Raw genomic sequence first — 24,292 nt, 5'->3', positions numbered from 1 at the left:
CCTGCTATCAGAATTGGAAAAGGCTATGATAAACTGAATTTGAATTGTCCTATTAAGTACATCCTACAACGGGCAGGAGAGACCCCTTATGATCGAATGGCTTAGGAAAGTATCGCTCTTCCAGCATCTCAAGGACGACCAGCTGGAATCGATTCTGCGCATTTCCCGCCGAAGAACCTTCCCGGCCGGCACGACTCTGTTTCGGGAGAAGGATACCGGCTTAACGTTTTACGTGATCCTGGAAGGCTCTATCAAGCTTTTCACCAAGAGCGGCAATGGAGAAGAGAAGGTGCTGTCTCTCGTCGCCGGAGGCGAGAGCTTCGGAGAGCTGTCGCTGCTGGACGGGCGTCCGCGATCCGCTTCCGCGCAAACCCTTGAAAAGACGATCGTGCTGGAGCTTTCCACCGAGCAATTCATGAGCTTGCTGGAAAATCATTTCGATATTACCCGGGCAATTCTAGTCGAGCTGTGCAGCAGACTGCGCGCCACGAACGAGCATGTGAACGATCTGACGTTCCTCGACGAGCGAACCCGCGTCGTGAAGAGCCTCATACAGCTCGCCAGCCGCAGCGGCAAGCGCGACGGGAATCTCATCACCGTTCGGATGACCTTGAACTATGACGAACTGGCCCAGATGGCCGGCGTCGCCAAAGCCAGCCTGTCCGAGGTGATTCGCGAGCTGGAAGCCCGCGGGATTCTGCAGTTCGGAAGCAACGAATACACCCTCAACCTTCAGATGCTCCGGGGATAAATCCCTACAGCTCCTTCAGCCAGCGCGCGGCGTCCTTGGCGTGGTAAGTAATGATCAGATCCGCCCCCGCGCGCTTCATTCCCGTCAACGTCTCCAGCACGATCGCTTTCTCGTCGATCCAGCCTTGCATGGCCGCAGCCTTGACCATGGAATACTCGGCGCTGACGTTGTACGCGACGAGCGGCAGATTGTAGCGATCCTTCAGCATTCTTAGAATATCCAGATAAGCGAGTGCGGGTTTGACCATCAGGAAATCCGCGCCTTCCTCGACATCGCTTTGCGCCTCCCTCAGCGCTTCGCGGGAGTTCGCCGGGTCCATCTGGTAGGTCTTGCGATCTCCGAACTGCGGAGCGGAGTGCGCGGCTTCGCGGAACGGTCCGTAATATGCCGAGGAATATTTGACCGAGTAGGACATGATCGGCGTATTCACGAAGCCCGCCTCATCCAGCGCCTGACGGATCGCTGTCACGAAGCCGTCCATCATATTGGATGGCGCGATAATGTCGGCGCCCGCTTTCGCCTGCGATACGGCCGTGAGCGCCAACAGCGCCAGCGATTCGTCGTTTGCGATTTCCGCGCCGCATTCCGTCGTATGGACGACGCCGCAATGTCCATGATCGGTATACTGGCATAAGCAGTTATCCGCGGCAACGACCAACTCCGGGTACTGCGCTTTGATTTTGCGGATGGCTCTCTGCGTAATTCCGTTGTCATCGTATGCGGACGTGCCCAGCGCATCCTTATGATCGGGCACCCCGAACACCATCACCGATTGAATACCCAACCGGACCAATTCAGACAGTTCGCGCTCCATCGTATCAAGCGACCAGTGGTAGACGCCAGGCATGGAGGAAATCTCCTCCTGCACGCCTTCCCCCTCTGTAATGAAGATCGGAGCGATAAAATCGTTCGCCTCCAAGGTCGTCTCCCTGACAAGGCCGCGCAATGCGGCTGAATTTCTTAATCTGCGGTTTCGAATGACCGGATATGCCATGAAGCTCTACTCTCCCTTCCGTTAGCGCCTGCGCGCGACCAGCGCCTCCACGAGGCCCTCAATCGTATAATGCTCGGGAAAAATCGTCCCTTTAAGACCGTTTTCTTCGGCTGTCTTGGCCGTGACCGGACCGATGCAGGCAATCTCGCAATTCGCCAGCGCTTCCTGAGGGTTCTTCACGCCCAAACGGCGCAGCGCCTCAAGCAGGTTGAGCACCGTTGACGAGCTGGTGAACGTGACCACATGGATTTCGCCTCGGGCCAGCATCTCCGGCAGCCATACATCGTCGGGTACGGATAATATCGTATCGTAAACGTCAATCTCGACCGTGCGAACGCCTTTGGCTTGCAGCTCCTTCGGCAAGATTTCCCTCGCCAGGTCCCCCCGGGGCAGCAAGGCGGTCTGGCCGGGCAGAAGATGCTCCTCAAGGCTGTCCAGCAGCCCCTCCGCGCGGAAGCGCTCCGGCAGCAGGTCGGCACGGATTCCGCGGGAAGCAAGCGCCTCCGCCGTCTTGGGACCGACCGCCGCGAATTTCGCCCGATGAAACCGGCGAACGTCGACTCCGAAGCGATCCAGCCATCGGAAGAAATAGTCGACGCCGTTTACGCTCGTCAGCATGACCCAATCATAATCCTCCGCGCCGGAGAGCGCCTGCTTGATCTGGTCTTCGGCTCCCTCGGACTCCGGAAGTTTTGTCTCGATGACCGGGAACTCGTAAGCCTCGCCCCCCAAATCGTCGATTCGGGCAACCAGCTCGCTTGCTTGGGAGCGGGCGCGTGTCACGAGGATGCGTTGGCCGAACAACGGCTTCTTCTCGACCCACGCCAGCTTGTCCCGCTGCAGCACTACATCTCCGACGATTATGACCGCAGGAGGTTGCAGGTTCGCGGCTTTCACCTTCGCTTCAATATCGCCCAGCGTTCCCGTCACGGTCCTTTGCTCGGCCCTCGTGCCCCATTGAACGAGCGCCACAGGAGTGGAAGAGGGCCTTCCGTGCTTCATAAGCTGTTCGCTAATATACCCGATTTTGGCCACGCCCATCAGGAATACGAGCGTCCCCGTCGCGTTCGTGACTTTATCCCAATAGATCGAATGATCCAGCTTGTCCGGACTTTCATGTCCGGTAATTACGGAAAAGGATGAGGCCAGCTCTCGATGAGTAACCGGAATTCCCGCATACGCCGGAACCGCAATCGCGGAAGTAATGCCGGGAATAATCTCATAAGTAATGCCGTTTTTTCTCAGCAGCTCGGCTTCTTCTCCGACTCGCCCGAACACGGTTGGATCTCCGCCCTTCAAGCGGGTAACCGTCTTGCCCTGCAGCGCCAGATCCACCAGCAGCTGATTGATATCCTCTTGCTTCATCGTATGCCGATCCGGCAGCTTGCCGACGTAGATCCGTTCGGCATTCGGCTTCGCGTGCTGAAGCAGATGCGGTCCGGCCAGTCGATCGTAGACGACAACGTCGGAGCGCTTCAGCGCCTCCAACCCTCTCACCGTAATCAGCTTCGGATCGCCCGGACCTGCGCCGACCAAGTACACTGTTCCTTTGCTCATGGCAATCTATTCCCTCGCTTCCGCCAACAGCTTGTCCGCTCCGCGGCGTAGCAGCGCGTCTGCCGCTGCCGCTCCGACCGGCTCCGGCTCGTCGCCGGACGCAGATTCGCGGAGCAGACGGCTTCCGTCAGGCGAAGCGACCAGGCCGGTCAAATGAAGCCCTCCGCCGGAGTTCTCGCTTGTCAGGACGGCGTAAGCGCCGATCGGCACCTGGCAGCCTCCGTTCAGCAGTCCGAGCAGACGGCGTTCCGCAGCTACGGTGCGAGCGGTGGCCTCATCGTTCAGACGGCCGAGCAGACCGAGCACCTCCGCGTCCGCGCTCCGACACTCGATCGCCAAAGCACCCTGACCGACCGCCGGCAAGCAAATATCCGGCGACAAATATTCCGTGATCCGATCCTTCCAGCCCATGCGATGCAACCCGGCAGCCGCCAGAAGTATGGCGTCAAGCCCTTCCTCCGTCAGCTTCCTTAATCGCGTATCGATGTTGCCCCGAATCGATTCGATGCGCAGATCAGGCCGATAGGCCTGCAGCTGCGCCGAACGGCGAAGACTGCTCGTTCCGATTCTCGCGCCCTGCGGCAGCTCTGACAACCGCTTGCCTTCCCTGCTTATGATGCAGTCCCTCGGGTCCTCGCGCTCCGGAACCGCGCCGATCACAAGACCTTCCGGCAGCTCGAAGGGCATGTCCTTCATGCTATGAATCGCCAGGTCGATGTCCCCGTTAAGCATCGCATCCTCGATCTCCTTCACGAACAAGCCCTTGCCGCCAACCTTGGATAACGTAACGTCGAGAATCCGGTCCCCCCTCGTTACGATCGGCTTGACCTCGAACGTATAGGACAATCCGTCTCTGACGCACAGCTCGCGAAGAAGCTCGATCGTCTGGTTCGTTTGCGTCAGCGCAAGCGCGCTCTGCCTCGATCCCACAATAATATTCCGCATAAGTCATCTATCCCTTCCGTTCGTCTGCAAGTTGCCGTAATCGCAATATAAGTCTGTCCTGCTCCTCGTGCAGCCAGGAAGCCGACCGCCACTCGGTCAACGCTTCGTCCGAGACGGCTGCGCGCAGCAGCTCGCGACGTTCGGCCTGATCGGCGATTTTCGCTTTAACGATTCGGCGAATGGTTCTTAAAGCCTCAACGTTCTCATTGTAGTCCTGCCCGTACCTTTCGGCAAGCTCGCCGATGATCCGCGCCGCCAAGGCCGGTCCGGCTCCCGAAGCGCTTGCCGTTAGCACGAGACCCCCTTGACGCAATACCGCCGGGACTATAAAATCCCCGTTCTCTCCGTCATCGGCGACGTTGGCGGGAATGCCTCGTCTTGCAGCCCATTCGGCCAGCTTCCGATTAACCTCGCCTCGATCCGTCGCGGCGAAGACAAGAACAGCCCCGTCGAGATCCTCTTCTACCGCCTCTCGAGCCGTCCAGCGCAGAAGTCCCCGCTCGAACCATTCCATCAGTTGACCGGTCGCGCCCGGACTTACAAGGCGGACATCGGCCTTCGCTTGCAGCAAGCCTTCCGCTTTGCGCTGCGCGACAGGCCCGCCTCCGAATACGACGCATTTGCGGCCCTCAAGCTTAAGCAGCAAAGGATACCATGCGGACATTCCTCGAACGCTCCTCTCAGAGTGGTCTATCGGATTCATCTATTAGACAAGCTGATGAAAGGAAGAGACGGACCCGACGAAAAACCCGATGACAAGCAGCGCATAGCCGAGCAAATTCCAAAGCGCCAGCTTTGTGCCGTCATCCTTGGAGCGCATTCTTCTTATTAAATAAATGACGTAGAATACTCCTGCGGCGAAGGAGAGCAGCACCTTCGGATCCAGCAGATTGGCGATTCCCTCGTCCATGACCAGCGCCACCGTTCCCGTCGACAGCGACAGCAGCAGCAGCGCGACTCCGATCACGCCTGTACGGAACGCATACAGATCGATCGATTCCAGACTCGGCATCCTGCTCATTACGTGCGTCCATTTCTTGGCCTTAAGCTTGCGATGCAGAAAAATGTACATCATCCCCAAGATGGCCGCAACCGTCAGCAGAGCGAAGGCGAGCGTAATGAGGCTAACGTGCACGATCAGCAGCCTCCGGGCGACCTCCCACGGCTCCAGCGCGACATTGTGCCTGGGCCTTTGAATAAGATTGAGCGCAAAAACGGCAAACCCGACCGCATTGACGAGAAGGACAAGCAGTTCGGCGCGCATCAGGCGAAGAAGGATAAAGGAGACCGAGACGAGCATCCACGATACGAAAAACAAATAATCCTTCATCGTAAGCTGCGGGATGGAAAACCTCTCGAATAGAAAGGAGATCAGGAACGCCCCCTGTAAAACCCATACAAAAACAAGCAGCCCTGTTCCTACCTTCTTGGCGCTCCGGTTGCCGGAAGCGGCATCGGATACGAAGAATAACAGGCTCAGGGCATAGATATAGAGTACGGCGTCGGTTAACCAATCCTGCGTGATCATGGGGGGCAGCGCCTCCAGTCTCCGTCTTGCTTTTACTGTTATTGCAGGGCTCCGGCCAGCTGCGTCAGCAGCCGCTCCACATCCTGAACGGGCGAGGCGCTGCTTTCTTTGCGCGATTTCACCATCGTCTTCTCTTCCGCTTTGAGCTGCGCGACTTCATCCTCCAGCTCGAATAGCTGAACGAACAGCTTCATCGCCTCGTCGCTGCGCTTTTCCGCCGACAGCTCTTTAATGCGCAAGATCGGATCGTGAATGATCTGGTTCACAATGCTTTTGGTCAGCTTGCGAATGACCTTCATCTGCCGCTCGTCCAGCTCGGGAAGCTTGCGAGTCAAGCTCTCCAGCGTGCTGTCGTGAATAGATGCGGCCTTTTCCTGAAGCGCCCGGATAAGCGGACTTACGCCAAGCGTAGCGTACCACTGGCGATAGGCCTCTTGCTCAAGCTCAATCATCTCCTCGATGATCTCCGCTTCCTTGCGCCGTTTGGCCAAGTTCGTCTCCACGATGCCTTCAAGATCGTCGATATCGTACAGGAACACGTTCGGCATATCTCCGCTGGACGGCTCGATATCCCGCGGCACGGCTATATCGATCAGAAACAGCGGTTTTTTCTTGCGGGACAGCATGGCTTCTTCAATGTGCCGGCGGGTAATGACGAATCTCTCGGCTCCCGTGCTGCTAATGACAATGTCCATCTCGGACAGCCGTTCCAGCGCCTGCTCCAGCGTCATGGCGATCCCTTGGAACTTGCTTGCCAGCTCCGCAGCCTTCTCCAGCGTGCGATTCACGACGAATACTTCCTTCGCTCCGTTGGCATGGAGATGCTGCGCCGTTAATTCGCTCATTTTGCCGGCGCCGACGATCATTACCTTCTTATCGTCGAACCGTCCGAAAATGCGTTTGCCCAGCTCCACAGCCGCATAGCTCACGGAAACCGCGTTCTCGCCGATCGAGGTGTCGGAATGCGCGCGCTTGGCCAGCGTAATCGCCTGCTTGAATAAACGGTTAAAGATCGTTCCGGTAGCCTGATGCTCCTGAGAGAGCAGAAAAGCGTCCCGTACTTGGCCGAGAATCTGCGTCTCTCCTATAATCATCGAATCCAGGCCGCAGGACACACGGAATAAATGCTCCACGGCCCGATCGTCTTCATACATATATAGATGGCTGTTGAATTGCTGTCGAGGAATTCCGAACCATTGCTCCATGAACGAGCGAATATAATGCCCGCACAGATGCAGCCTATCGACAACCGCATAGATTTCCGTCCGATTGCAGGTTGCGACAATAACCCCTTCAAGAATGCCCGTCGTTTGCCGAAGTGCTTGCAGGGCAAGCGGCATCTCGCGATCGGATAACGCAAACCTCTCGCGTATTTCTACGGGAGCCGTACGATAATTCAATCCGACGACGATCAGATGCATGGCAAATCACCTGGCTTTCTGCATTGGAGTAAGGACTACCCTACATGACAACGATTATTATAGCACAGTTAAGTCGGCGCAAAGCCGCAAAATATGAAAACTTTATGAAGAACCGCCGAGGCGCTTTTTTCCTATTGTCGGCGTTTTGCTTACATTGTATTCCCGAGCCTTCTGCGAAAATAAAAAAGCCGCAGGAAATTCCCGCGGCCTGAGTGCTTATTTAACGAGCTCGACCTGCTTGATGACCGGTTCTTCAACCTGCAGTTCGCCGAGTCCGCGGACTAATTTCTTCGCGTAGGTTTTCTCTGGCTTCAGAACGCTGACAAGATAATCAATCGCCGCTTGCGGGTCCACCGTCTCGCCGCATGTGTAGCAATCAATCGCGGCAAAACCTCTTTCAGGATACGTGTGAATGGAGATGTGACTCTCCGACAGCATGACCAGTACAGTTGCGCCTTGAGGTTCGAATTGTTTGGCTTGAACCGAGAGTACGGTTGCGCCGCAAGCCTCCGCTGCTTCAACCATGTGCGATTGGAGAAGTTCCGCGCTGTTCAGCAGATCAACGTTTCCTCCCCATGTGTCAACCGCAACGTGCCGTCCGAAAGTAGAGTATTCCATCTTTCGGTTCCCCCTTCCTAGGAATAAAATTGTGAAGCTGATTTCATCCGCTAGGACCTACGTCATTCACTTGGAGGGAATTTGCTCTCACCGCATTCCTTGAGTGAATCCTGGTTCCTATTGTATTGAGTTGTCAACGAAACTAAAAATAACATCTATCCTGGGTAAATGCAATAGTTTTTTTTGGCAGCGGCGAATTCATCTGGGAACAGCATATGGCCGCGGCCCCCGCATGGTGAATGCCTCTTAGGGGCGCTCCATGCGCCGTTCGATTTTGCCCGTAGCAATGAAAGAAGGAGCCCGCTAAGCGGCTCCTTCTCTACGCTCCGCAACACGCCGATCAAGCTTCCAGCGTGAATAACAAGCGGCTATGGGATTTCAATCCTTCGTCGATCTCTTTAATAAGTCCGGGTTCCTTCGTCTGGTTGCGCAGATCGAGCAGCTCGTTAACCGAACCGCGCACGCGCGAGATTTCTTCCTCGACGGACGAAAGCTGGAACAAAGACTCCAATCCTCCAGCCGTGTCGCGATGCTCGAAAACCGTCCGAAGCGTTGCGCCTTTGCTTTCCACAATACAGGCGACTTGACCTTGAATATAATGATAAATCATCGTGAAGCCTTGATAAATCCGATTGACGACCGCGTCTCCTTTGAAGGAGGCGACGAGCTTGCGCAAAGCGTTAGTCAGTCTCGGGTGTACGACGCGACAGGTGAGTGCGCAGTGAAAACCGCCATTGGCGCGCTCAAAGGTCAGGCGAATCGATTCTTTGCCCACATCGTCTTCCAGTACGACTTCCTGGTTTCCGTTATCCAGGACGAACACTTGCAGCCTGAGCTGCTGAAGCTCGCAAATCGAAATCAATGTCGGCATTTCGGCTTCCGTCAGTGACAAGCTTGCATTGACATACTCCGTGGCTACGCGTTGAGCCATAAAATCTCCTCAATTCCCATTGTCTTGCGATTGTATTGCGCGATGCTCTCTTCATTATACGCGAAATCGCAAGCCTTTTCCTCCAGCCCGAACGCGATTTTCACGGAAAAATCGGGTAAAAATCGATTCCTCCCGCGATCCTGGCGATCTTTTACACGTTATCCTCGGTTTCCTGCGCGAAGTTAGGGGATTCCAGGGGGGAATTAGCCCCGATTCCGGCCGCTTGCTCGATCATGCTCCATAAATCGTCCCTTCCCTGCCCCGTCTCGGAGGAGAACAGGACGAGCGGAACATGCCCGGGCATGCCCAGGCTTTGGCGAATGATCTTCATATGCTTCGGCCATTGCGATCGCGATACCTTGTCCGCCTTGGTCGCCACTACGATCATCGGAATGCCGTAATGCGCCAGCCATTCGTACATTCGGATATCGTCAGCCGACGGCGGGTGCCGGACATCCACAAGCTGGAGCACCAGCTTCAAGGGCTCCCGCCCTCTCAGGTATCGTTCGATCATCTTGCCCCAGGCTTCACGCTCCGATTTGGATACCCGGGCATACCCGTAACCGGGAAAATCAACGAAGAACAGCTCTTCGTTGATCCGGTAGTAGTTCAGCGTTTGCGTTTTCCCGGGCTGCTGGCTTGTGCGGGCCAGGTTTTTGCGCAGCAGCATCTTGTTGATCAACGAGGACTTGCCTACGTTGGAGCGGCCGGCCAGCGCCACCTCCGGCAATCCGTCCTCCGGATATTGACTCGGGCCTACCGCGCTGATTACGAATTCGGTTTGCTTGATTTTCATGGTGACAGAGGTCTCCTATCCTGATCCTGCTTCAATGAGCGCCGAGCGGCGGAATGTCTCCGGGCTTGTCATCCACGGGAGGCTGAATTCCGGCTTCGGACTCCAGGGCTTCAGTCTGCTGACCGGCTGCGCCAGCCTCTCCCGAGGCATTCGTCTGAGCGGCCAAGGCGTGCTGCAGCACCTCGTCGATGTGGGAGACGGGAACGAAGGTCATCGCGCTGCGGACGCTGTCGGGAATGTCTCTCAGATCACGCTCGTTGTCCTTAGGTAGAAGCACCTTCTTGATGCCCGCGCGATGTGCGGCGAGGGACTTCTCCTTCAGACCGCCGATCGGCAGCACCCGTCCGCGCAGCGTGATCTCTCCCGTCATCGCCACTTCGCGGGATACCTTGCGACCCGTGAGCGCGGAGATCAGCGCCGTCGCCAGCGTAATGCCTGCGGAAGGCCCATCCTTCGGAATAGCCCCTTCTGGAATGTGAATGTGGATATCGTTCTTCTCATGGAACTGGGGATCGATGCCCAGCTCCTTGGCGCGGCTTCTCGTATAGCTGAAAGCCGCCTGGGCCGATTCCTTCATCACGTCGCCCAATTGACCGGTCAGCGTCAGCTTGCCGGTGCCGGACATGAGGGTAACCTCGATGACGAGCGTGTCTCCTCCCATCTCCGTCCAGGCAAGTCCGGTAACGGCGCCGATCTGATCCTCTTGCTCCGCCATTCCGTATCTGAATTTCGGAGGTCCGAGCAGCTCCTTGAGCGTCTCGGTATCGACCACGATTGGAGCTGCCGCCGGGTCGGCCACGATTTTCTTCGCCGTTTTGCGGCAGATCGAAGCCAATTGCTGCTCCATGTTGCGGACGCCGGATTCCCGCGTGTAGCGGCGAATAAGCTGCATCAAGGCGTCGCTCTCCACGACGAGCTGATTCTCCTCCAGCCCGTGATCGCGCTTCTGCTTCGGCAGCAGATGGCGCTCCGCGATCTGCTGCTTCTCCAGCTCCGTGTAGCCGGGAACCTGCAGCAGCTCCATTCTGTCCAGAAGCGGCCGAGGAATATTGTGCACCACATTGGCCGTCGTGACGAACATAACGTTGGAGAGGTCGAACGGCATCTCGATGTAATGATCGCTGAACGTTGTATTCTGCTCGGGGTCCAGCACCTCCAGGAGCGCGGAGGACGGATCTCCCCGGAAATCCATCGCCATCTTGTCGATCTCGTCGAGCAGGAAGACGGGGTTCGCCGTACCCGCATTGCGCATTCCTTGCAGAATACGTCCAGGCATTGCGCCTACGTAGGTTCTGCGATGACCGCGAATTTCCGCCTCGTCCCGCACGCCGCCCAAGGAAATCCGGACGAATTCGCGGCCGAGAGACTTGGCGATGGATTTGGCGAGCGACGTCTTGCCGACGCCGGGAGGACCGACGAGACAAAGAATCGGTCCCTTCAATTTCTTGACCAGCTTCTGAACGGCCAAATATTCCAGCACGCGTTCCTTCGGCTTATCCAGACCGTAATGCTCCTCGTCCAGAATCTTCTCCGCGTTCGCGATGTCAAGATCGTCCTCCGTCATCTTGGACCACGGAAGCGCAAGCAGCCATTCGACATAAGTGCGGATGACCGCGCCTTCGGCGGAGGATGCGGGCATCTTCTCCAGACGGTCGATCTCCTTCTCGACCTTGGCCGCGATTTTCTCCGGCAGCTCGGCTTCGGACAGCTGCGTCCGGAGATCTTCGATCTCCCCCGCGCGCCCTTCCTTGTCGCCCAGCTCCTTCTGGATCGCTTTCATCTGCTCGCGAAGGTAATATTCCTTCTGCGTCTTCTCCATCTGCTTCTTGACGCGCTGGCTGATCTTGCGTTCCAGCTCCAGCACTTCCCGTTCGTTGCTGAGGAAATCCAGCAGCTTCTCCAGACGGGGACGCACCTCGATCGTTTCCAATATCTCTTGCTTGTCTTTAATCTTCAAGGAGAGATGGCTTGTAATGACGTCCGCCAGACGCCCTGGCTGATCGATATCCGATACGGCGGCGAGCGTCTCCGGCGTTACCTTCTTGGACAGGTTGATATAATGCTCGAATTGGCTCAGCGCCGCTCGCATGAGCGCATCCAGCTCGGAATCGTTCGTCTGGGTCTCGCGCAGCTCGTGGGCGAGCACCTCGTAAAATTCTTCGTTCGGCAAGTATTGCTCGATCTCCGCCCGGCTGACTCCCTCGACCAGAACGCGGATGGTTCCGTTCGGAAGCTTCAGCATCTGGCGAACCTTGGCAATCGTGCCGACCTGATAAATATCCTCTTGGGTCGGTTCTTCGATGTTGACCTCCGATTGGGAGCACAGAAGAATCATATGATCGTCGATCATGCACTGCTCCAGCGCCTTGACGGATTTCTCCCGTCCGACATCCAGATGCAGCACCATGCTCGGATACACGAGTAGCCCTCTTAAGGGCAGCAGGGGTATGGAACGGCTTTTCGGTTTGCTCGAACCCATAATTGACGCACCTCGCAGTTGTGGAACGATTTAAAACACTCCAGTTATTGTATCAAATGTATTCGCTCGCCGCAAAAATAGCCGCCCGACCGGGCGGCTATCATGGGATTGCGGGAGTCAGCCTTCGATGCGGCGAGTCGTTCCTTCGGAGTTCTGGACCTCCGGAGCAAGGTTGCCAGCATGCAGAACAGAGCCCGCCGGAGCAATCGCGAAAGCCTCTGCCGCAACCGGAAGTTCTCCGGGCAGCGCCGGCTCCTCCGTCCAGACGGTCGCTTCCCCGAACACGTGACGGAACACCTCCTCCATCCGGTCGACGCCGATGACTTTGACGCCCTCCAGACCCTCGAAGACCGCTTGCCAGTTTTCCTTCGGAATAAGGACCGTATCCGCTCCGGCTTGGAACGCGGCCTCTACCTTCGCTACAACGCCGCCGACCGGCTTGACTCCGCCGTGGATGCTGATCTCTCCGGTCATGGCAATCTTGTTGTCCACCGGCTGCTTGGTCATCGCCGAGGCGATCGCCACCGCCATCGCCACGCCTGCGGAAGGACCGTCTACCGGCGTGCCGCCCGGGAAGTTAACATGGACATCGTAATTTTCCGTATGGAAGCCGTGCCGGCGCAGAACGGTCAATACGTTGTCCAGGGAGCCTTTGGCCATGCTCTTGCGGCGCAATGTCCGTTGTCCGCCCCCCAGCTCTTCTTCCTCGACTACGCCGGTAACGTTGAACTGTCCTTTTCCCCTCAGCGCGGGAGTCGCCGTAACCTCGATCTCCAGAAGCGCGCCCATGCTCGGACCGTACACGGCCAAGCCATTGACGAGCCCCACCTGCGGCTTGGCAGGCACCTTGCGATCGGGACGCGGCGGCAGCTGGCTGCTGTTGACGACCCACTCCACGTCCGCCCCGGTCAGCTCCTGGCGATTCTCCGACAGCGCGAGCCCTGCGGCCAGCTGAATAATGTTGACCGCCTCCCGCCCGTTCGTCGCATAGCGCTTGACGACGGCCAGCGCTTCCGGACGGGGAGCGAAGCCGATCTTGTGGATCGCGTTCTCGGCGATCTCGGAGATTTCCTCCGGCAGCAGCGGCCGAAAATAAACCTCCATGCAACGGCTGCGCAAAGCGGGAGGAAGCTCGCCGGGCGATCGGGTCGTCGCTCCGACGAGACGGAAGTCGGCCGGCAGGCCGTTCTGAAAAATGTCGTGGATATACATCGGAATATTCGTATCTTCCGCATGATAATACGCGCTTTCCAAATAGACCTTGCGATCCTCCAGCACCTTCAGCAGCTTGTTCAGCTGGATGGGGTGAAGCTCTCCGATCTCGTCGATGAACAGGATGCCGCCATGGGCTTTGGTGACCGCCCCCGGCTTGGGCTGGGGAATGCCCGCCACGCCCATCGCCCCTGCGCCTTGATAGATCGGATCATGCACCGATCCGATCAGGGGATCGGCAATGCCCCGCTCGTCGAACCGCGCAGTCGTCGCGTCGATCTCCGTGAACTTGGCGTCCAGCCGGAACGGCGACTGCTTGTTCTTCTTCGCTTCCTCCAGAATGACGCGCGCCGCCGCCGTCTTGCCGACGCCGGGAGGCCCGTAGACGATGACATGCTGGGGATTGCTGCTGCATAAAGCGGCTTTTAACGCTCTCAGCCCTTCCTTCTGCCCGACAATGTCGGAGACGGATGCCGGACGCGTTCTTTCCGACAGCGGCTTCGTCAAGGAAATGGAGCGCAGCTTCCGCAGCTTGTCCATCTCCTTGCGGGATTCCCGGTCTACCGCGCTTCGGTTGCTTTTCTGGTTGCGCAGCAGATTCCAAAAGTAAACGCCGATCACGACGGCAAAAAACACTTGAATCAACATTAAGATCATACTCAAGGTCATTACGAATCATCCTCCCCGATCGCACCGCCCCGCGGGTTAAGCCGGACAAAGGCAAAAAAATCCGGCACCCGGGGCTATACTTGGTAGTATTGCCCGAATGCCGGAAGATATAGTCACCCGGAAACAAACCTTTTCAGTTGACGAGCTGACGAAGCGGACTAAATGTTCAGAAGCTCGCGAATATCCTCTTCCGTAAGCGTCGTCAAGGACGACTCTCCAGGCTGGACGATCTCTTCGATCAGGTCTTTTTTGCGCTGCTGCAGCTCCAGAATTTTCTCCTCGATCGTTCCTTGCGCAACCAGCTTAAATACCTGCACGACTTTCTTCTGTCCGATGCGATGCGCGCGATCCGCCGCCTGCTGCTCGACCGCCGGATTCCACCACAGATCGAAGAGCACTACGGTATCGGCTCCGGTCAGATTGAGGCCGGTCCCGCCCGCCTTTAACGAGATCAGGAACACTTCCCGATCGCCGCCGTTAAACGCGTCGCACATTTCCAGCCGCCGGGCGGAAGGCGTAGAGCCGTCCAGATAGTAATACGGAATGTCCCGGCCTTCCAATTCCCGCCGAATGAGGCCGAGCATCTCCGTGAACTGGGAGAAAACAAGCATTCGCTTGCCGCTGGCGCGGCATTCCTCGACCAGCTCCAGAAGCTGCTCCAGCTTGCCCGAGCTCCCCTCGTAGCCTTCGAGGAACAGCGCCGGATGGCAGCATAGCTGCCTCAACCGGGTCAGACCGGCCAGAATCTTCATCCGGTTTCTGCGGAAGCCGCCCTCTGCGGCCAATTCCTGCGCCACGTCCGCCTGCAGCTTCTCCAGATAGGCAAGGTACAGCCGTTTCTGTTCATTCGAGAGCTCCGACGGCTGGACGCTTTCGATTTTGTCCGGCAGCTCCTTCAGCACGTCGCTTTTGAGCCTGCGCAAAATAAACGGACGAACGATGCGCGCCACCTTCTCCTTCGGCAGCTCGGAGAATGATTTCTTGCCCCCGAACAATCCGGGGAAGATCGCCTCGAAGATCGACCACAGCTCATCCAGCGAGTTTTCGATCGGCGTGCCCGTCAGCGCGAATCGCTGACCGGCTTGAATCCGTCTCACCGCATGAGCGGTAAGTGAAGCGTGATTTTTGATCGCCTGGGCTTCATCCAGGAACATGGCGCGAAACACGCGCTTCTCGTACCATTCAATGTCTCTGCGCAGAAGCGGATAAGATGTAATCCAGACATCCGCAGACATCGGATCGTCCGCCATTAGACTGCTTCTTTCCTGCGGATCGCCTGCGGCTACGACCGTCCTCAGCTCAGGAGCGAATTTCCCGATCTCGCGCTCCCAGTTATAGAGCAGGGAAGCCGGACAGACGATCAGCACGGGAGACGGCCCGCGCTCCTCTTCGGCAGCTTCCCGGGCTTCGGACAGCATGTAGGCGATGCTTTGCACCGTTTTGCCCAGACCCATATCGTCGGCCAGAATACCGCCGAGACGGTAGTGGGATAACGTCTTCAGCCAATGAAAGCCGAACTTCTGATAATCCCGCAGCACCGATTCGAGTCCGCCCGGCAGCTCAAAATCGAGATTGTCGGGATGGCGAAGATTGTCCCATAGCCGTCGCAGCGATTTGCCGACCTGAACCCCCCGAGAGGAGCCTCCGAACTGGTCCATCAGCTGAAAGCCCCGAACGGCCGGCATGCGAAGGCGGTTGCCGTCCATCTCCGGCTTGCGGAGATCAAGCTCCTCGAACAGTCGGGTAATCTCGCGGAAGCTCTCCTGCTCCAGGGAGAGGAACTGGCCTCCGGGCAGCCGGTAATACTTCTTCTTCTCCACCAAGCTACGAAGCAGGCTGCGGATATCTCCGTCATCCATGCCTTCCATATCGAAGGAAACCTCAAGCCAATTCGTGCCCGCATCGACGTCAAGCCGCGCGCGGGGCTCGTATTCCGCCGCCTTCATGATCGATTGCACCGATTCCGTGGCGAAGACGTCCACGTCTTGAAGCTGGGGAAGAATCACATAGAGGAAATCGTACACGTCCTCTTCCTGGTCCAGATACACATCCTTGCCGTTAAACTTGAAGGAGGCTCGTTCAATCAGCCCCATAATCCGGTTCTCCCGATCCAGATCCCTCATTAGCAGGACGTCTTCCCTGGCGTTCTTGGTCGCCTTCTGCGGCAGCGGAGAAATCACGATCTCGTCGTAGACATATTCCAATCTCGCGAGCAGCCGCTCCTCTTCCATATCCAGATACAGACGCGCGCTTAACGGAGGATTCACGATACGGTCGGCGATATGCGGAGATATTTCCACGGCGATCGCCTGCTTCAGCCCTCTTACAACGCGATCGATGAAGGGCTCGATCTGATCCGCCGATATGCGCAGGCGAGTCTGCTGCTCGTGATGGAACAGCCTTTTGAGCTCCCCGATCCGTTTCAATTGCTCCCCGTCGGCGCGGAATAGAAGTCCGTTGACGACGGCCACGCCGTAATCATCGAGAATGACCGTATTCTTCAAACCTTCGATCGCGAGCTGATACCCCTCGCCTCCGGCTCTGTCCAGCCGCGCCGAGATCGGAAGCTCGCCCTCCATCAGCTCCAGCCGGTGCAGACCGCTTTTGTCCTCGAAGATGACGTTGACGTGCTCCAGCAGCGGCAGCATTCGCTCCCAGGCGGCAGGAGGCACGGCAAGGAGCTTTTCCTCCCTGTAGGAATAGGAGGAGAGCGAATGGAACAGATCCTTGTAGATATCCTCTACGCTCATGGCCTCCGCCAGCAAGGCGATAAACCTCGCGTCATGCTCCTTGAACGCATGCTCGGAAGGATCGTAAGAGAAGTGCTTGGCGAACGCCATCGGCGTGCCGTCTTGGACGTGCTTCAAGAAGTCTTTTATTTTCTGCACGACATATAACCGGGAGTGTCCGATTCTCATCGAGACGGCGATCATCGTTCTTCCGGTAAAGCTTTTGACCAGCTTGACGCAGAACTCGGTTTCCAGCGTCTGCATTTCCTCCAGCTCGTCGTCCGTCGCCTGCAAGCCCGACTCCGCGCGCCGACTGAGCGACCGATCGAACAGGAACATCACCTGATTCGTCAGATGCATGTCTTTCTCCGATGCGGGTTCCTCTTCGTCAGGAGTGCCGTCTTCAATTGCCTCCGTCAGCTTGAGCAGGACGGCTACGATATGCTTACAGTAGGACAGAGGCGCGTAAGCGGTGCAGCCGCATGACGCTCCGACCTCGCCGTCTCTGTCGAACGCCACTTCCACCTCGTAACGGGAGCGGTTCGAGCCTTTGACCGCAGCGCGATAGCTGGCTCCGTCCGCTTCGTTTTTGACGGACAGCACCTGACCCGAACGGTAATAAGCCTCCCCGCGCAGGAAGGTCGCTTCTCCGCACAATTCCCGTATCGATTGCTTATTCAAGGCGATTAATGTATTCACGTCCTTTTGGACCGTCGCTGCGATCCGCGTTCATTCCATCAAGCCGCAGGCAGCGGAGTGTCCGTAGGATCAGCGAACCCGGATTGATAATGGCTGTCGATATACTTGCGAATTTCCAGGTCCGATTTTCCCTGTTGCTTCAGTTGGGCCGTCTGCAGGACAATCTGCACGCAGACTCCGCACCGAGTCCCGTGATCGTCCCACTCTACGGAGCCGTCCGCGCGTGTCTCGTTCACAAAACAATTCAGATTGCTCCTGTGACCGGCGCTTGACCCGCAGCCGCAATAGCATGGAATCCATTGCAGCGTATCTCCCAGAGCCCCTGCCGCTTGGTAAGCGAGCCGCACGGAATCGGTTTGGCCGTCCAGGAACGCCGGGAGCTGATCCGCCGAAGCCGTAATCTCCCTAAGATCGCCATTGGACGCATGGGAGGAATGTCCGGCATGCGAAGATTCGGCATGCGGGGATTCGGCCGCTTTGCCGCACGCCGATAAGGCAAGCATCCCGAACCCCAAGGCGAGCAACGCCAGCTTCTTCAGCTTAACCATGCCTGCGCCCCGGTATAACCCCCGACTCGGCGTAAGCTGCGGCGATTTGATCGATTTCCTTTTTGAGCTCGTTCACGAGCTCCGCTTCCGGCACCTTGCGAATCATCTCGCCGTAACGGAACAGCATGCCTTCGCCCCGCGCTCCGGCAATTCCGATGTCGGCTTCGCGCGCTTCTCCGGGGCCGTTCACGGCGCAGCCGAGGACGGAGACTTTAATCGGCACCTTCAGCTTGGACAAGTATTCCTCGACTTCGTTGGCTACGGCGAACAGATCGATATCCAGACGCCCGCAGGTCGGACAGGAGATCAACGTAGGCGCGTCCGTAATCAGGCCGAACACTTTAAGCAGCTCGCGCGCGACTTTAATTTCTTCTACCGGATCCGCGCTGAGGGAAATCCGCATCGTATTGCCGATGCCGTGATTCAGCAGCACGCCAAGTCCCGCCGAGCTCTTGATCGTGCCGGAGAACAACGTGCCTGCTTCGGTAATGCCGAGGTGCAGCGGATAACGGATAACTTCAGCCGCCTTCGTATACGCTTCAATGGCCATCGGAACGTCGGAAGCTTTAAGAGAAACGATAATGTCGTGGAAATCCAGGTCTTCCAGAATGCCGATATGGAACAGGGCGCTCTCGACCATCGCTTCGGCCGTCGGATAGCCGTATTTCTCCAGCAAATGGTTTTCCAGCGATCCCGCGTTGACGCCGATCCGAATCGGAATGCCGCGTTCCTTGCAGGCTTTGACCACGGCCTCGACCTTCTCGCGACGCCCGATATTGCCCGGATTGATCCGAACCTTATCGATGCCGTTCTCGATCGCGAGCAAAGCTAAGCGATAATCGAAATGAATATCCGCGACGAGCGGAATGCTGATCTGCTTCTTGATTTCTTTAATCGCTTCGGCCGCTTCTTTATTGTTAACGGTAACGCGAACGATCTGGCAGCCGGCCTCCTCAAGCCGTTTGATCTCCGCCACGGTCGCCTCGACGTCCGCTGTCTTCGTCGTACACATGCTTTGCAGTATGACCTGGTTGTTGCCGCCGATCGTCAGGTTCCCTACCCGAACCGCGACGGTATCCGTACGCTTGAACATTGTGTTTTCTCCCCTGTATACGCCAAAGTCCACCCCGCGTCATAGCGGGGTGGAACCGGCAATCTAGGCGAACTCCGCAGCGGCCGAAAGGGCCTCTTGGCGGCTTTCGTCCTGCTCCCGTTACGCGCTTTCTTCTTTTTTCTTGCCCTTCTTGGTCGTCAGCTCGGGCGCCATCTTGTCTTTGATCACCTTGGCGGTTACCAGGCAATTCACAACATCGTCGCGGGACGGCACATCGTACATGACGTCCAGCATGACGCTCTCGATAATCGCGCGAAGTCCGCGAGCGCCCGTATTGCGTTTGATCGCTTCGCGAGCGATCTCCTCCAATGCGCCGCTTTCGAATTCGAGCTTGACGTTATCCATCTCCAGCAGCTTCTGGTACTGCTTCACAAGCGCGTTCTTCGGCTCGGACAGAATCCGAACCAGAGCGGGCTCGTCAAGCGGCTCCAGCGTGGAGATGACGGGCAGACGCCCGACGAATTCCGGAATAAGGCCGAATTTGAGCAGATCCTCCGGCTGTGCCAAGGACAAATACTCTCCCGGCTTCATATCCTTCTGGCCTTCCAGAACGGAGCTGAATCCGATGACCTTTTTGCCGATGCGCCGCTTGATAATCTGCTCCAGCCCGTCGAACGCGCCGCCGCAGATGAACAAGATGTTCGTCGTATCGATCTGAATAAACTCCTGATGCGGGTGCTTGCGTCCGCCTTGCGGAGGAACGGAGGCTACCGTGCCTTCAAGAATTTTCAACAGCGCCTGCTGCACGCCCTCGCCGGACACATCGCGCGTAATCGACGGGTTCTCGGATTTGCGGGCGACTTTATCGATTTCGTCGATATAGATAATGCCCCGCTCCGCTTTCTCCACATCGTAATCGGCCGCTTGGATCAGCTTAAGCAAAATGTTTTCGACGTCCTCGCCGACATATCCGGCTTCCGTCAAAGACGTAGCGTCCGCAATTGCGAACGGCACGTTCAAAATTTTGGCCATGGTTTGCGCCAGCAGCGTTTTACCGGACCCGGTCGGGCCGACGAGCATAATATTGCTCTTCTGAAGCTCGACGTCCTCGATCTTGGCCTGGGAGTTGATGCGCTTATAGTGGTTATATACGGCAACCGACAACGATTTTTTCGCTTGCTCCTGGCCAATGACGTATTGATCCAGAATGTTGCGAATGTCGCGCGGCTTCGGAATATCCTTCAGGTCGAGCTCTTCCTCGTGTCCGAGCTCCTCCTCCACGATCTCGGTGCAAAGCTCGATGCACTCGTCGCATATATATACGCCTGGACCGGCTACCAGCTTGCGGACTTGATCCTGCGATTTGCCGCAGAAAGAACATTTCAACTGGCCCTTCTCGTCGCTGAATTTAAACATGTAAACCCTCCTTAGTCAACCGCTTCTTCGTCCATATGACGAGGCTGCCTCGTTTATGCTTGCGGATTGTCGGTGCTGACCGGCTGGGCGATCACCCGGTCGACCAAGCCGTACTCCACGGCTTGCTCCGCGCTCATGAAATTGTCGCGGTCGGTATCTCGTTCGATTTTCTCGTAAGGCTGGCCCGTGCGCTCGACATAAATCTGATTCAGCTTTTGCTTCGTCTTAACGATCCAGTCGGCATGAATCTTAATGTCGGACGCCTGACCTCTTACCCCGCCAAGAGGCTGGTGAATCATAATCTCGCTGTTCGGAAGGGCAAACCGCTTGCCGGGCGCACCCGCCGTTAGCAGCAGAGAGCCCATGCTGGCGGCCATACCGACGCAAATCGTGGAGACGTCGGGCTTAATGAATTGCATCGTATCGAAGATTCCCATTCCGGCAGTGACCGAACCGCCGGGGGAGTTAATGTACAGATGGATATCCTTCTCGGGATCTTCCGCAGCCAAGAAAAGCAACTGAGCGATAATGAGATTGGCGACATCGTCATCAATCGCGCTCCCGAGAAAAATAATGCGGTCCTTCAAGAGCCTGGAATAAATATCGTACGACCGCTCTCCGCGATTCGTTTGCTCGACGACCATTGGCACTAGCATGTTACCAACCCCTTTTCTCATTAGACGTTCGAATCTCGGTAATAGTTTAACACGTTCAAAACGGAATGTCATGTTGACGAGTCGTATTCGGGCGATCGTCGTTGGCCAACCAAGTTACATTATGTATTCGGGGTGAAAAATAAGGCACGCGGGATGCACGTGCCTTCGTTCGGTTGCTAAGGTTAAGCGGATTTGCTGTTGTCTACGAGGAACTTCACGGCTTTGCGAACCTTCAGGTCGGCGCTCAGGTTTTCCAGATAGCCGTTCGATTCAAAAATTCCGCGAAGCTCTTCGGCCGAGCGGTTGTATACCTTCGCCAAGCTTTCGAGCTCTTCGCCGATCTCTTCGTTGGACACTTCAAGATTCTCGGCTTTGGCGATTTCTTCAAGCACAAGGTTGCTACGGACGCGCTTCTCTGCGTCGCCCTGCATTTGCGCCTTCAGAGCGGCTTCGTCCTGACCGCTGAACTGGTAGTACAGGTCCAGGTTCATGCCTTGCTGACGGAGACGGTTCTCGAAATCCTTCAGCATGTGGCCAATCTCGTTGTCCACCATGACTTGCGGAATTTCCAGTTCTGCCGCTTCGGCCGCTTTGTCGACGATCGCCGTCTCGCGCGCCGTTTGCGCATCCTTTTCCTTGCGCTCGCCAAGCTTCGTCTTCAGATCCGCCTTGTACTCGTCAAGCGTGTCGAACTCGCTGACATCCTTGGCGAACTCATCGTCAAGCGCAGGCAGGTTCTTCCGCTTGATCTCGTGCAGCTTCACTTTGAACACAACGGCTTTGCCAGCCAGATTCTCCGCTTGGTAATTTTCAGGGAAGGTCACGTTGATGTCCTTCTCTTCGGCAATGTTCAGACCGACAACCTGGTCTTCAAAGCCCGGTATGAAGGAATTGGAGCCCAGCTCGAGCGAATAGCGCTCGCCTTTGCCGCCCTCGAACGGAACGCCGTCCAGGAAGCCTTCGAAATCGATGGAAGTGAAGTCGCCCATTTGAGCTGTCCCTTCATCGACAACGACCAGCTCCGCATGACGCTGCTGCAGACGCTCCAGCTCGCCATTGATTTCTTCGTCGGTCACTTCGGCGCTTTCAACCGGAACTTCCAAGCCTTTGTATTCGCCAAGCTTCACTTCCGGTCTTACCGTCACCTTAGCTTTGAACTTGAACGACTTGCCTTTGCCGAATTGCTCTACATCCACGTCCGGGCGGTCGATCGGATCGATTCCGGTTTCTTCTACTGCTTTCGTGTACGCTTCAGGAAGCAGAATGTCGATCGCGTCCTGATACAAGCTTTCAATTCCGAAGCGAGCTTCGAAAATCGTGCGAGGCACTTTGCCCTTGCGGAATCCCGGTACGTTTACCTTCTGAACGACTTTACGGAACGCCTTGTCCAACGCGATAACGACTTGCTCCGCGTCCACTTCAACTTCAAGAACGCCAAGGTTCTTCTCTATCTTTTCCCATTTTGCTGTCATTTTATGCTTTCCCCTCCGTCACATCTTGCCGTCACCTGCACGGCAATTCACATAAACCATTCCATTATAGAACAACATCGCGCTTCATTCAAGGCACAACTTCGATAAGAAAGCCGGAATCAGGAATTTCCTGGTCCGGGCTCGATCGCGTAATTCCTTAGCCAGCGAAGGGCCCGTTCGTAGCGGAACCGGAATTCTCCGGTAATTCCGTATTGGTCCCTGACCGCTTCGTCTCCCTGCTTGGCATGCAGCTTCTCCAGCAGCAGCTGATGAAGCGCCGCCGCCCAGACGTCGGAAGAGCCGTCATCGTCATCCGCCATGCTCTTGAAAATCTCGGTCCCGTAGGCTAGCTCCGCGCAATCCTTCCAGGTCTCTTCGGCGAAGTAGGCCAGCGTCGGATCCGACACCTCTGCCGCCTGGCGCACCCTGTCCAGCACTTGGTGGATGCCCTGAGGAAATTCGGCAAAGCTGAGCGGCGTGTCCGACGCCTCCGCGGTCAGGCTTTCCCCGTCTCTCCAGAAGGAGACGGGACCGGACGCTCCTTGCTTCCGCAAAGCCTGCAAGGCGCGGAACTGAAGAGGGGGAATATACTCCTCCCGAGCCAGCCATTGTCTCAGCGACCTATCAATATCTGGATGCGAGATATGCTGCAGTTGACCGAGAATCAGCATCTGCTGCCCGGGATCCTCTCCGTTATACAATGAAGCCAGCAGCTCCGGGATATAGTTCGCGTCGGCCTCGTAACGCTCCGACACTTGCCGCTTGAGCAATTCCTCCTCATCCCATTCTTCTTCCTGCGCCTCGAACGCGTCGTAATCGAGATTGCCTACGGCCGACGGAAACGCGGCTTCAAGCCATCCCAGCAGCGCCTGCCACTCGGTGTGATGGCGCTCGGCCTCCCCCCGGCACTGCAAAAGAAACGACAGCAGCGCTTTGGCGTTGCCGTAACGTTCGGTTTCAAGCATCTTGGTCAGCTGTATTTGGTAATAATCCAGCGTCTTCGGAAAGAGCACCAGATTGTCCTTCGTTTGGTCCGTCATGGGGTCGTCCCCCTTCAATATATAAACCGGATGGATTGCCGGCTTTCGGCTTTACGGCCGTGTCGGCGCTCCGCCGCATTACGGCATACATTGGCATTATAGCATGAAAGAAACGCAAAAAGAAAAACCCCGAAAGCGGCGAGCTTCGCGACATATCAAGAGCCAAGCTTAAGTCTGTGCGGAGTACAGCAGGGTACTGAGAGAGCGCCGTAGTTTCCTAAAGTAAAACTAATTCGCTGTACGCAGGGTACTGGGAGCGCTCTAGTTTCCAAAAGCAAAACTAATTCGCTGTACGTAGGGTACTCGGAGCGCCGTAGTTTCCTAAAGTAAAACTAATTCGCTGTACGCAGGGTACTGGGAGCGCCGTAGTTTCCAAAAGCAAAACTAATTCGCTGTACGCAGGGTACTCGGAGCGCCGTAGTTTCCTAAAGTAAAACTAATTCATTGTACGCAGGGTAATGGGAGTGCTCTAGTTTCCAAAAGCAAAACTAATTCGCTGTACGTAGGGTACTGGGAGCGCCGTAGTTTCCAAAAGCAAAACTAATTCGCTGTACGCAGGGTACTCGGAGCGCCGTAGTTTCCTAAAGTAAAACTAATTCGCTGTACGCAGGGTACTGGGAGCGCCGTAGTTTCCTTAAGTAAAACTAATTCGATGTACGTAGGGTACCGAGAGCGCTCTAGTTTCCAAAAACAAAACTAATTCGCTGTACTCAGGGTACTCGGAGCGCCGTAGTTTCCAAAAGCAAAACTAATTCGCTGTACGCAGGGTACTGGGCA

19 protein-coding genes are annotated in these 24,292 nt (G+C 56.5%); 1 reads left to right on the top strand and 18 read right to left on the bottom strand.

Features of this window, described 5'->3' with window-relative positions; all coding sequences use genetic code 11:
• Positions 1-88: 88 nt before the first annotated feature.
• On the top strand, positions 89-751 hold the full coding sequence (locus ACFO1S_RS22070) for a Crp/Fnr family transcriptional regulator (RefSeq protein WP_204601784.1): 663 nt from the start codon (positions 89-91) through the stop codon (positions 749-751).
• A 4-nt stretch (positions 752-755) separates the two neighbouring features.
• On the opposite strand, the gene hemB is transcribed toward ACFO1S_RS22070, so the two are convergent.
• From hemB to ACFO1S_RS21980, 18 genes are all read right to left on the bottom strand, one after another.
• Complete coding sequence (gene hemB, locus ACFO1S_RS22065; RefSeq protein WP_204601785.1) at positions 756-1,745, bottom strand: porphobilinogen synthase; 990 nt, start codon at positions 1,743-1,745, stop codon at positions 756-758.
• A gap of 21 nt (positions 1,746-1,766) precedes the next feature.
• On the bottom strand, positions 1,767-3,302 hold the full coding sequence (gene cobA, locus ACFO1S_RS22060) for a uroporphyrinogen-III C-methyltransferase (protein ID WP_204601786.1): 1,536 nt from the start codon (positions 3,300-3,302) through the stop codon (positions 1,767-1,769).
• Positions 3,303-3,308: 6 nt separating this feature from the next.
• Positions 3,309-4,247, bottom strand: a complete 939-nt coding sequence (gene hemC / locus ACFO1S_RS22055) for a hydroxymethylbilane synthase (protein ID WP_204601787.1) — start codon at positions 4,245-4,247, stop codon at positions 3,309-3,311.
• 7 nt (positions 4,248-4,254) lie between these two features.
• Positions 4,255-4,911: a precorrin-2 dehydrogenase/sirohydrochlorin ferrochelatase family protein gene (locus ACFO1S_RS22050; RefSeq protein ID WP_204601788.1), complete on the bottom strand. Its 657-nt coding sequence runs from the start codon at positions 4,909-4,911 to the stop codon at positions 4,255-4,257.
• Between the two features lie 42 nt (positions 4,912-4,953).
• The gene (ccsA, locus tag ACFO1S_RS22045; RefSeq protein WP_204601789.1) at positions 4,954-5,775 is read right to left on the bottom strand and encodes a cytochrome c biogenesis protein CcsA; all 822 of its coding nucleotides are present in this window, start codon (positions 5,773-5,775) and stop codon (positions 4,954-4,956) included.
• 38 nt (positions 5,776-5,813) lie between these two features.
• Positions 5,814-7,196, bottom strand: a complete 1,383-nt coding sequence (hemA, locus tag ACFO1S_RS22040) for a glutamyl-tRNA reductase (protein ID WP_204601790.1) — start codon at positions 7,194-7,196, stop codon at positions 5,814-5,816.
• A gap of 216 nt (positions 7,197-7,412) precedes the next feature.
• Positions 7,413-7,814: an adenosylmethionine decarboxylase gene (gene speD, locus ACFO1S_RS22035; RefSeq protein WP_204601791.1), complete on the bottom strand. Its 402-nt coding sequence runs from the start codon at positions 7,812-7,814 to the stop codon at positions 7,413-7,415.
• A gap of 340 nt (positions 7,815-8,154) precedes the next feature.
• A complete protein-coding gene (locus tag ACFO1S_RS22030; protein WP_204601792.1) occupies positions 8,155-8,745 on the bottom strand; it encodes a non-ribosomal peptide synthetase module in 591 nt (196 codons plus the stop codon).
• Between the two features lie 151 nt (positions 8,746-8,896).
• Positions 8,897-9,541 carry a ribosome biogenesis GTP-binding protein YihA/YsxC gene (gene yihA, locus ACFO1S_RS22025; protein WP_204601793.1) on the bottom strand — a complete coding sequence of 215 codons (645 nt, stop codon included), beginning with the start codon at positions 9,539-9,541 and terminating at the stop codon, positions 8,897-8,899.
• A gap of 31 nt (positions 9,542-9,572) precedes the next feature.
• Entirely contained in the window at positions 9,573-12,020 is a 2,448-nt protein-coding gene (lon, locus tag ACFO1S_RS22020) for an endopeptidase La (protein WP_204601794.1), read from the bottom strand.
• A 117-nt stretch (positions 12,021-12,137) separates the two neighbouring features.
• A complete protein-coding gene (lonB, locus tag ACFO1S_RS22015; protein WP_204601795.1) occupies positions 12,138-13,901 on the bottom strand; it encodes an ATP-dependent protease LonB in 1,764 nt (587 codons plus the stop codon).
• 158 nt (positions 13,902-14,059) lie between these two features.
• A complete protein-coding gene (locus ACFO1S_RS22010; RefSeq protein WP_378127587.1) occupies positions 14,060-17,329 on the bottom strand; it encodes a DEAD/DEAH box helicase in 3,270 nt (1,089 codons plus the stop codon).
• Positions 17,330-17,367: 38 nt separating this feature from the next.
• Positions 17,368-17,868 carry a PCYCGC motif-containing (lipo)protein gene (locus tag ACFO1S_RS22005; RefSeq protein WP_378127686.1) on the bottom strand — a complete coding sequence of 167 codons (501 nt, stop codon included), beginning with the start codon at positions 17,866-17,868 and terminating at the stop codon, positions 17,368-17,370.
• 1 nt (position 17,869) lies between these two features.
• The gene (gene ispG / locus ACFO1S_RS22000; RefSeq protein ID WP_204601796.1) at positions 17,870-18,970 is read right to left on the bottom strand and encodes a flavodoxin-dependent (E)-4-hydroxy-3-methylbut-2-enyl-diphosphate synthase; all 1,101 of its coding nucleotides are present in this window, start codon (positions 18,968-18,970) and stop codon (positions 17,870-17,872) included.
• A gap of 120 nt (positions 18,971-19,090) precedes the next feature.
• Positions 19,091-20,347, bottom strand: a complete 1,257-nt coding sequence (gene clpX / locus ACFO1S_RS21995; RefSeq protein WP_204601797.1) for an ATP-dependent protease ATP-binding subunit ClpX — start codon at positions 20,345-20,347, stop codon at positions 19,091-19,093.
• Positions 20,348-20,400: 53 nt separating this feature from the next.
• Entirely contained in the window at positions 20,401-21,003 is a 603-nt protein-coding gene (clpP, locus tag ACFO1S_RS21990; protein WP_204601798.1) for an ATP-dependent Clp endopeptidase proteolytic subunit ClpP, read from the bottom strand.
• A gap of 182 nt (positions 21,004-21,185) precedes the next feature.
• The gene (gene tig, locus ACFO1S_RS21985) at positions 21,186-22,475 is read right to left on the bottom strand and encodes a trigger factor (protein ID WP_204601799.1); all 1,290 of its coding nucleotides are present in this window, start codon (positions 22,473-22,475) and stop codon (positions 21,186-21,188) included.
• Between the two features lie 119 nt (positions 22,476-22,594).
• Entirely contained in the window at positions 22,595-23,515 is a 921-nt protein-coding gene (locus tag ACFO1S_RS21980; protein WP_204601800.1) for a hypothetical protein, read from the bottom strand.
• Between the last annotated feature and the right edge of the window lie 777 nt (positions 23,516-24,292).

It is taken from the genome of Cohnella boryungensis (assembly GCF_042651945.1).
GTDB classification, from domain to species: domain Bacteria; phylum Bacillota; class Bacilli; order Paenibacillales; family Paenibacillaceae; genus Cohnella; species Cohnella boryungensis.
Note: the sequence above shows the minus strand (reverse complement) of the source record. Positions and strands in the feature narration are given on the sequence as shown.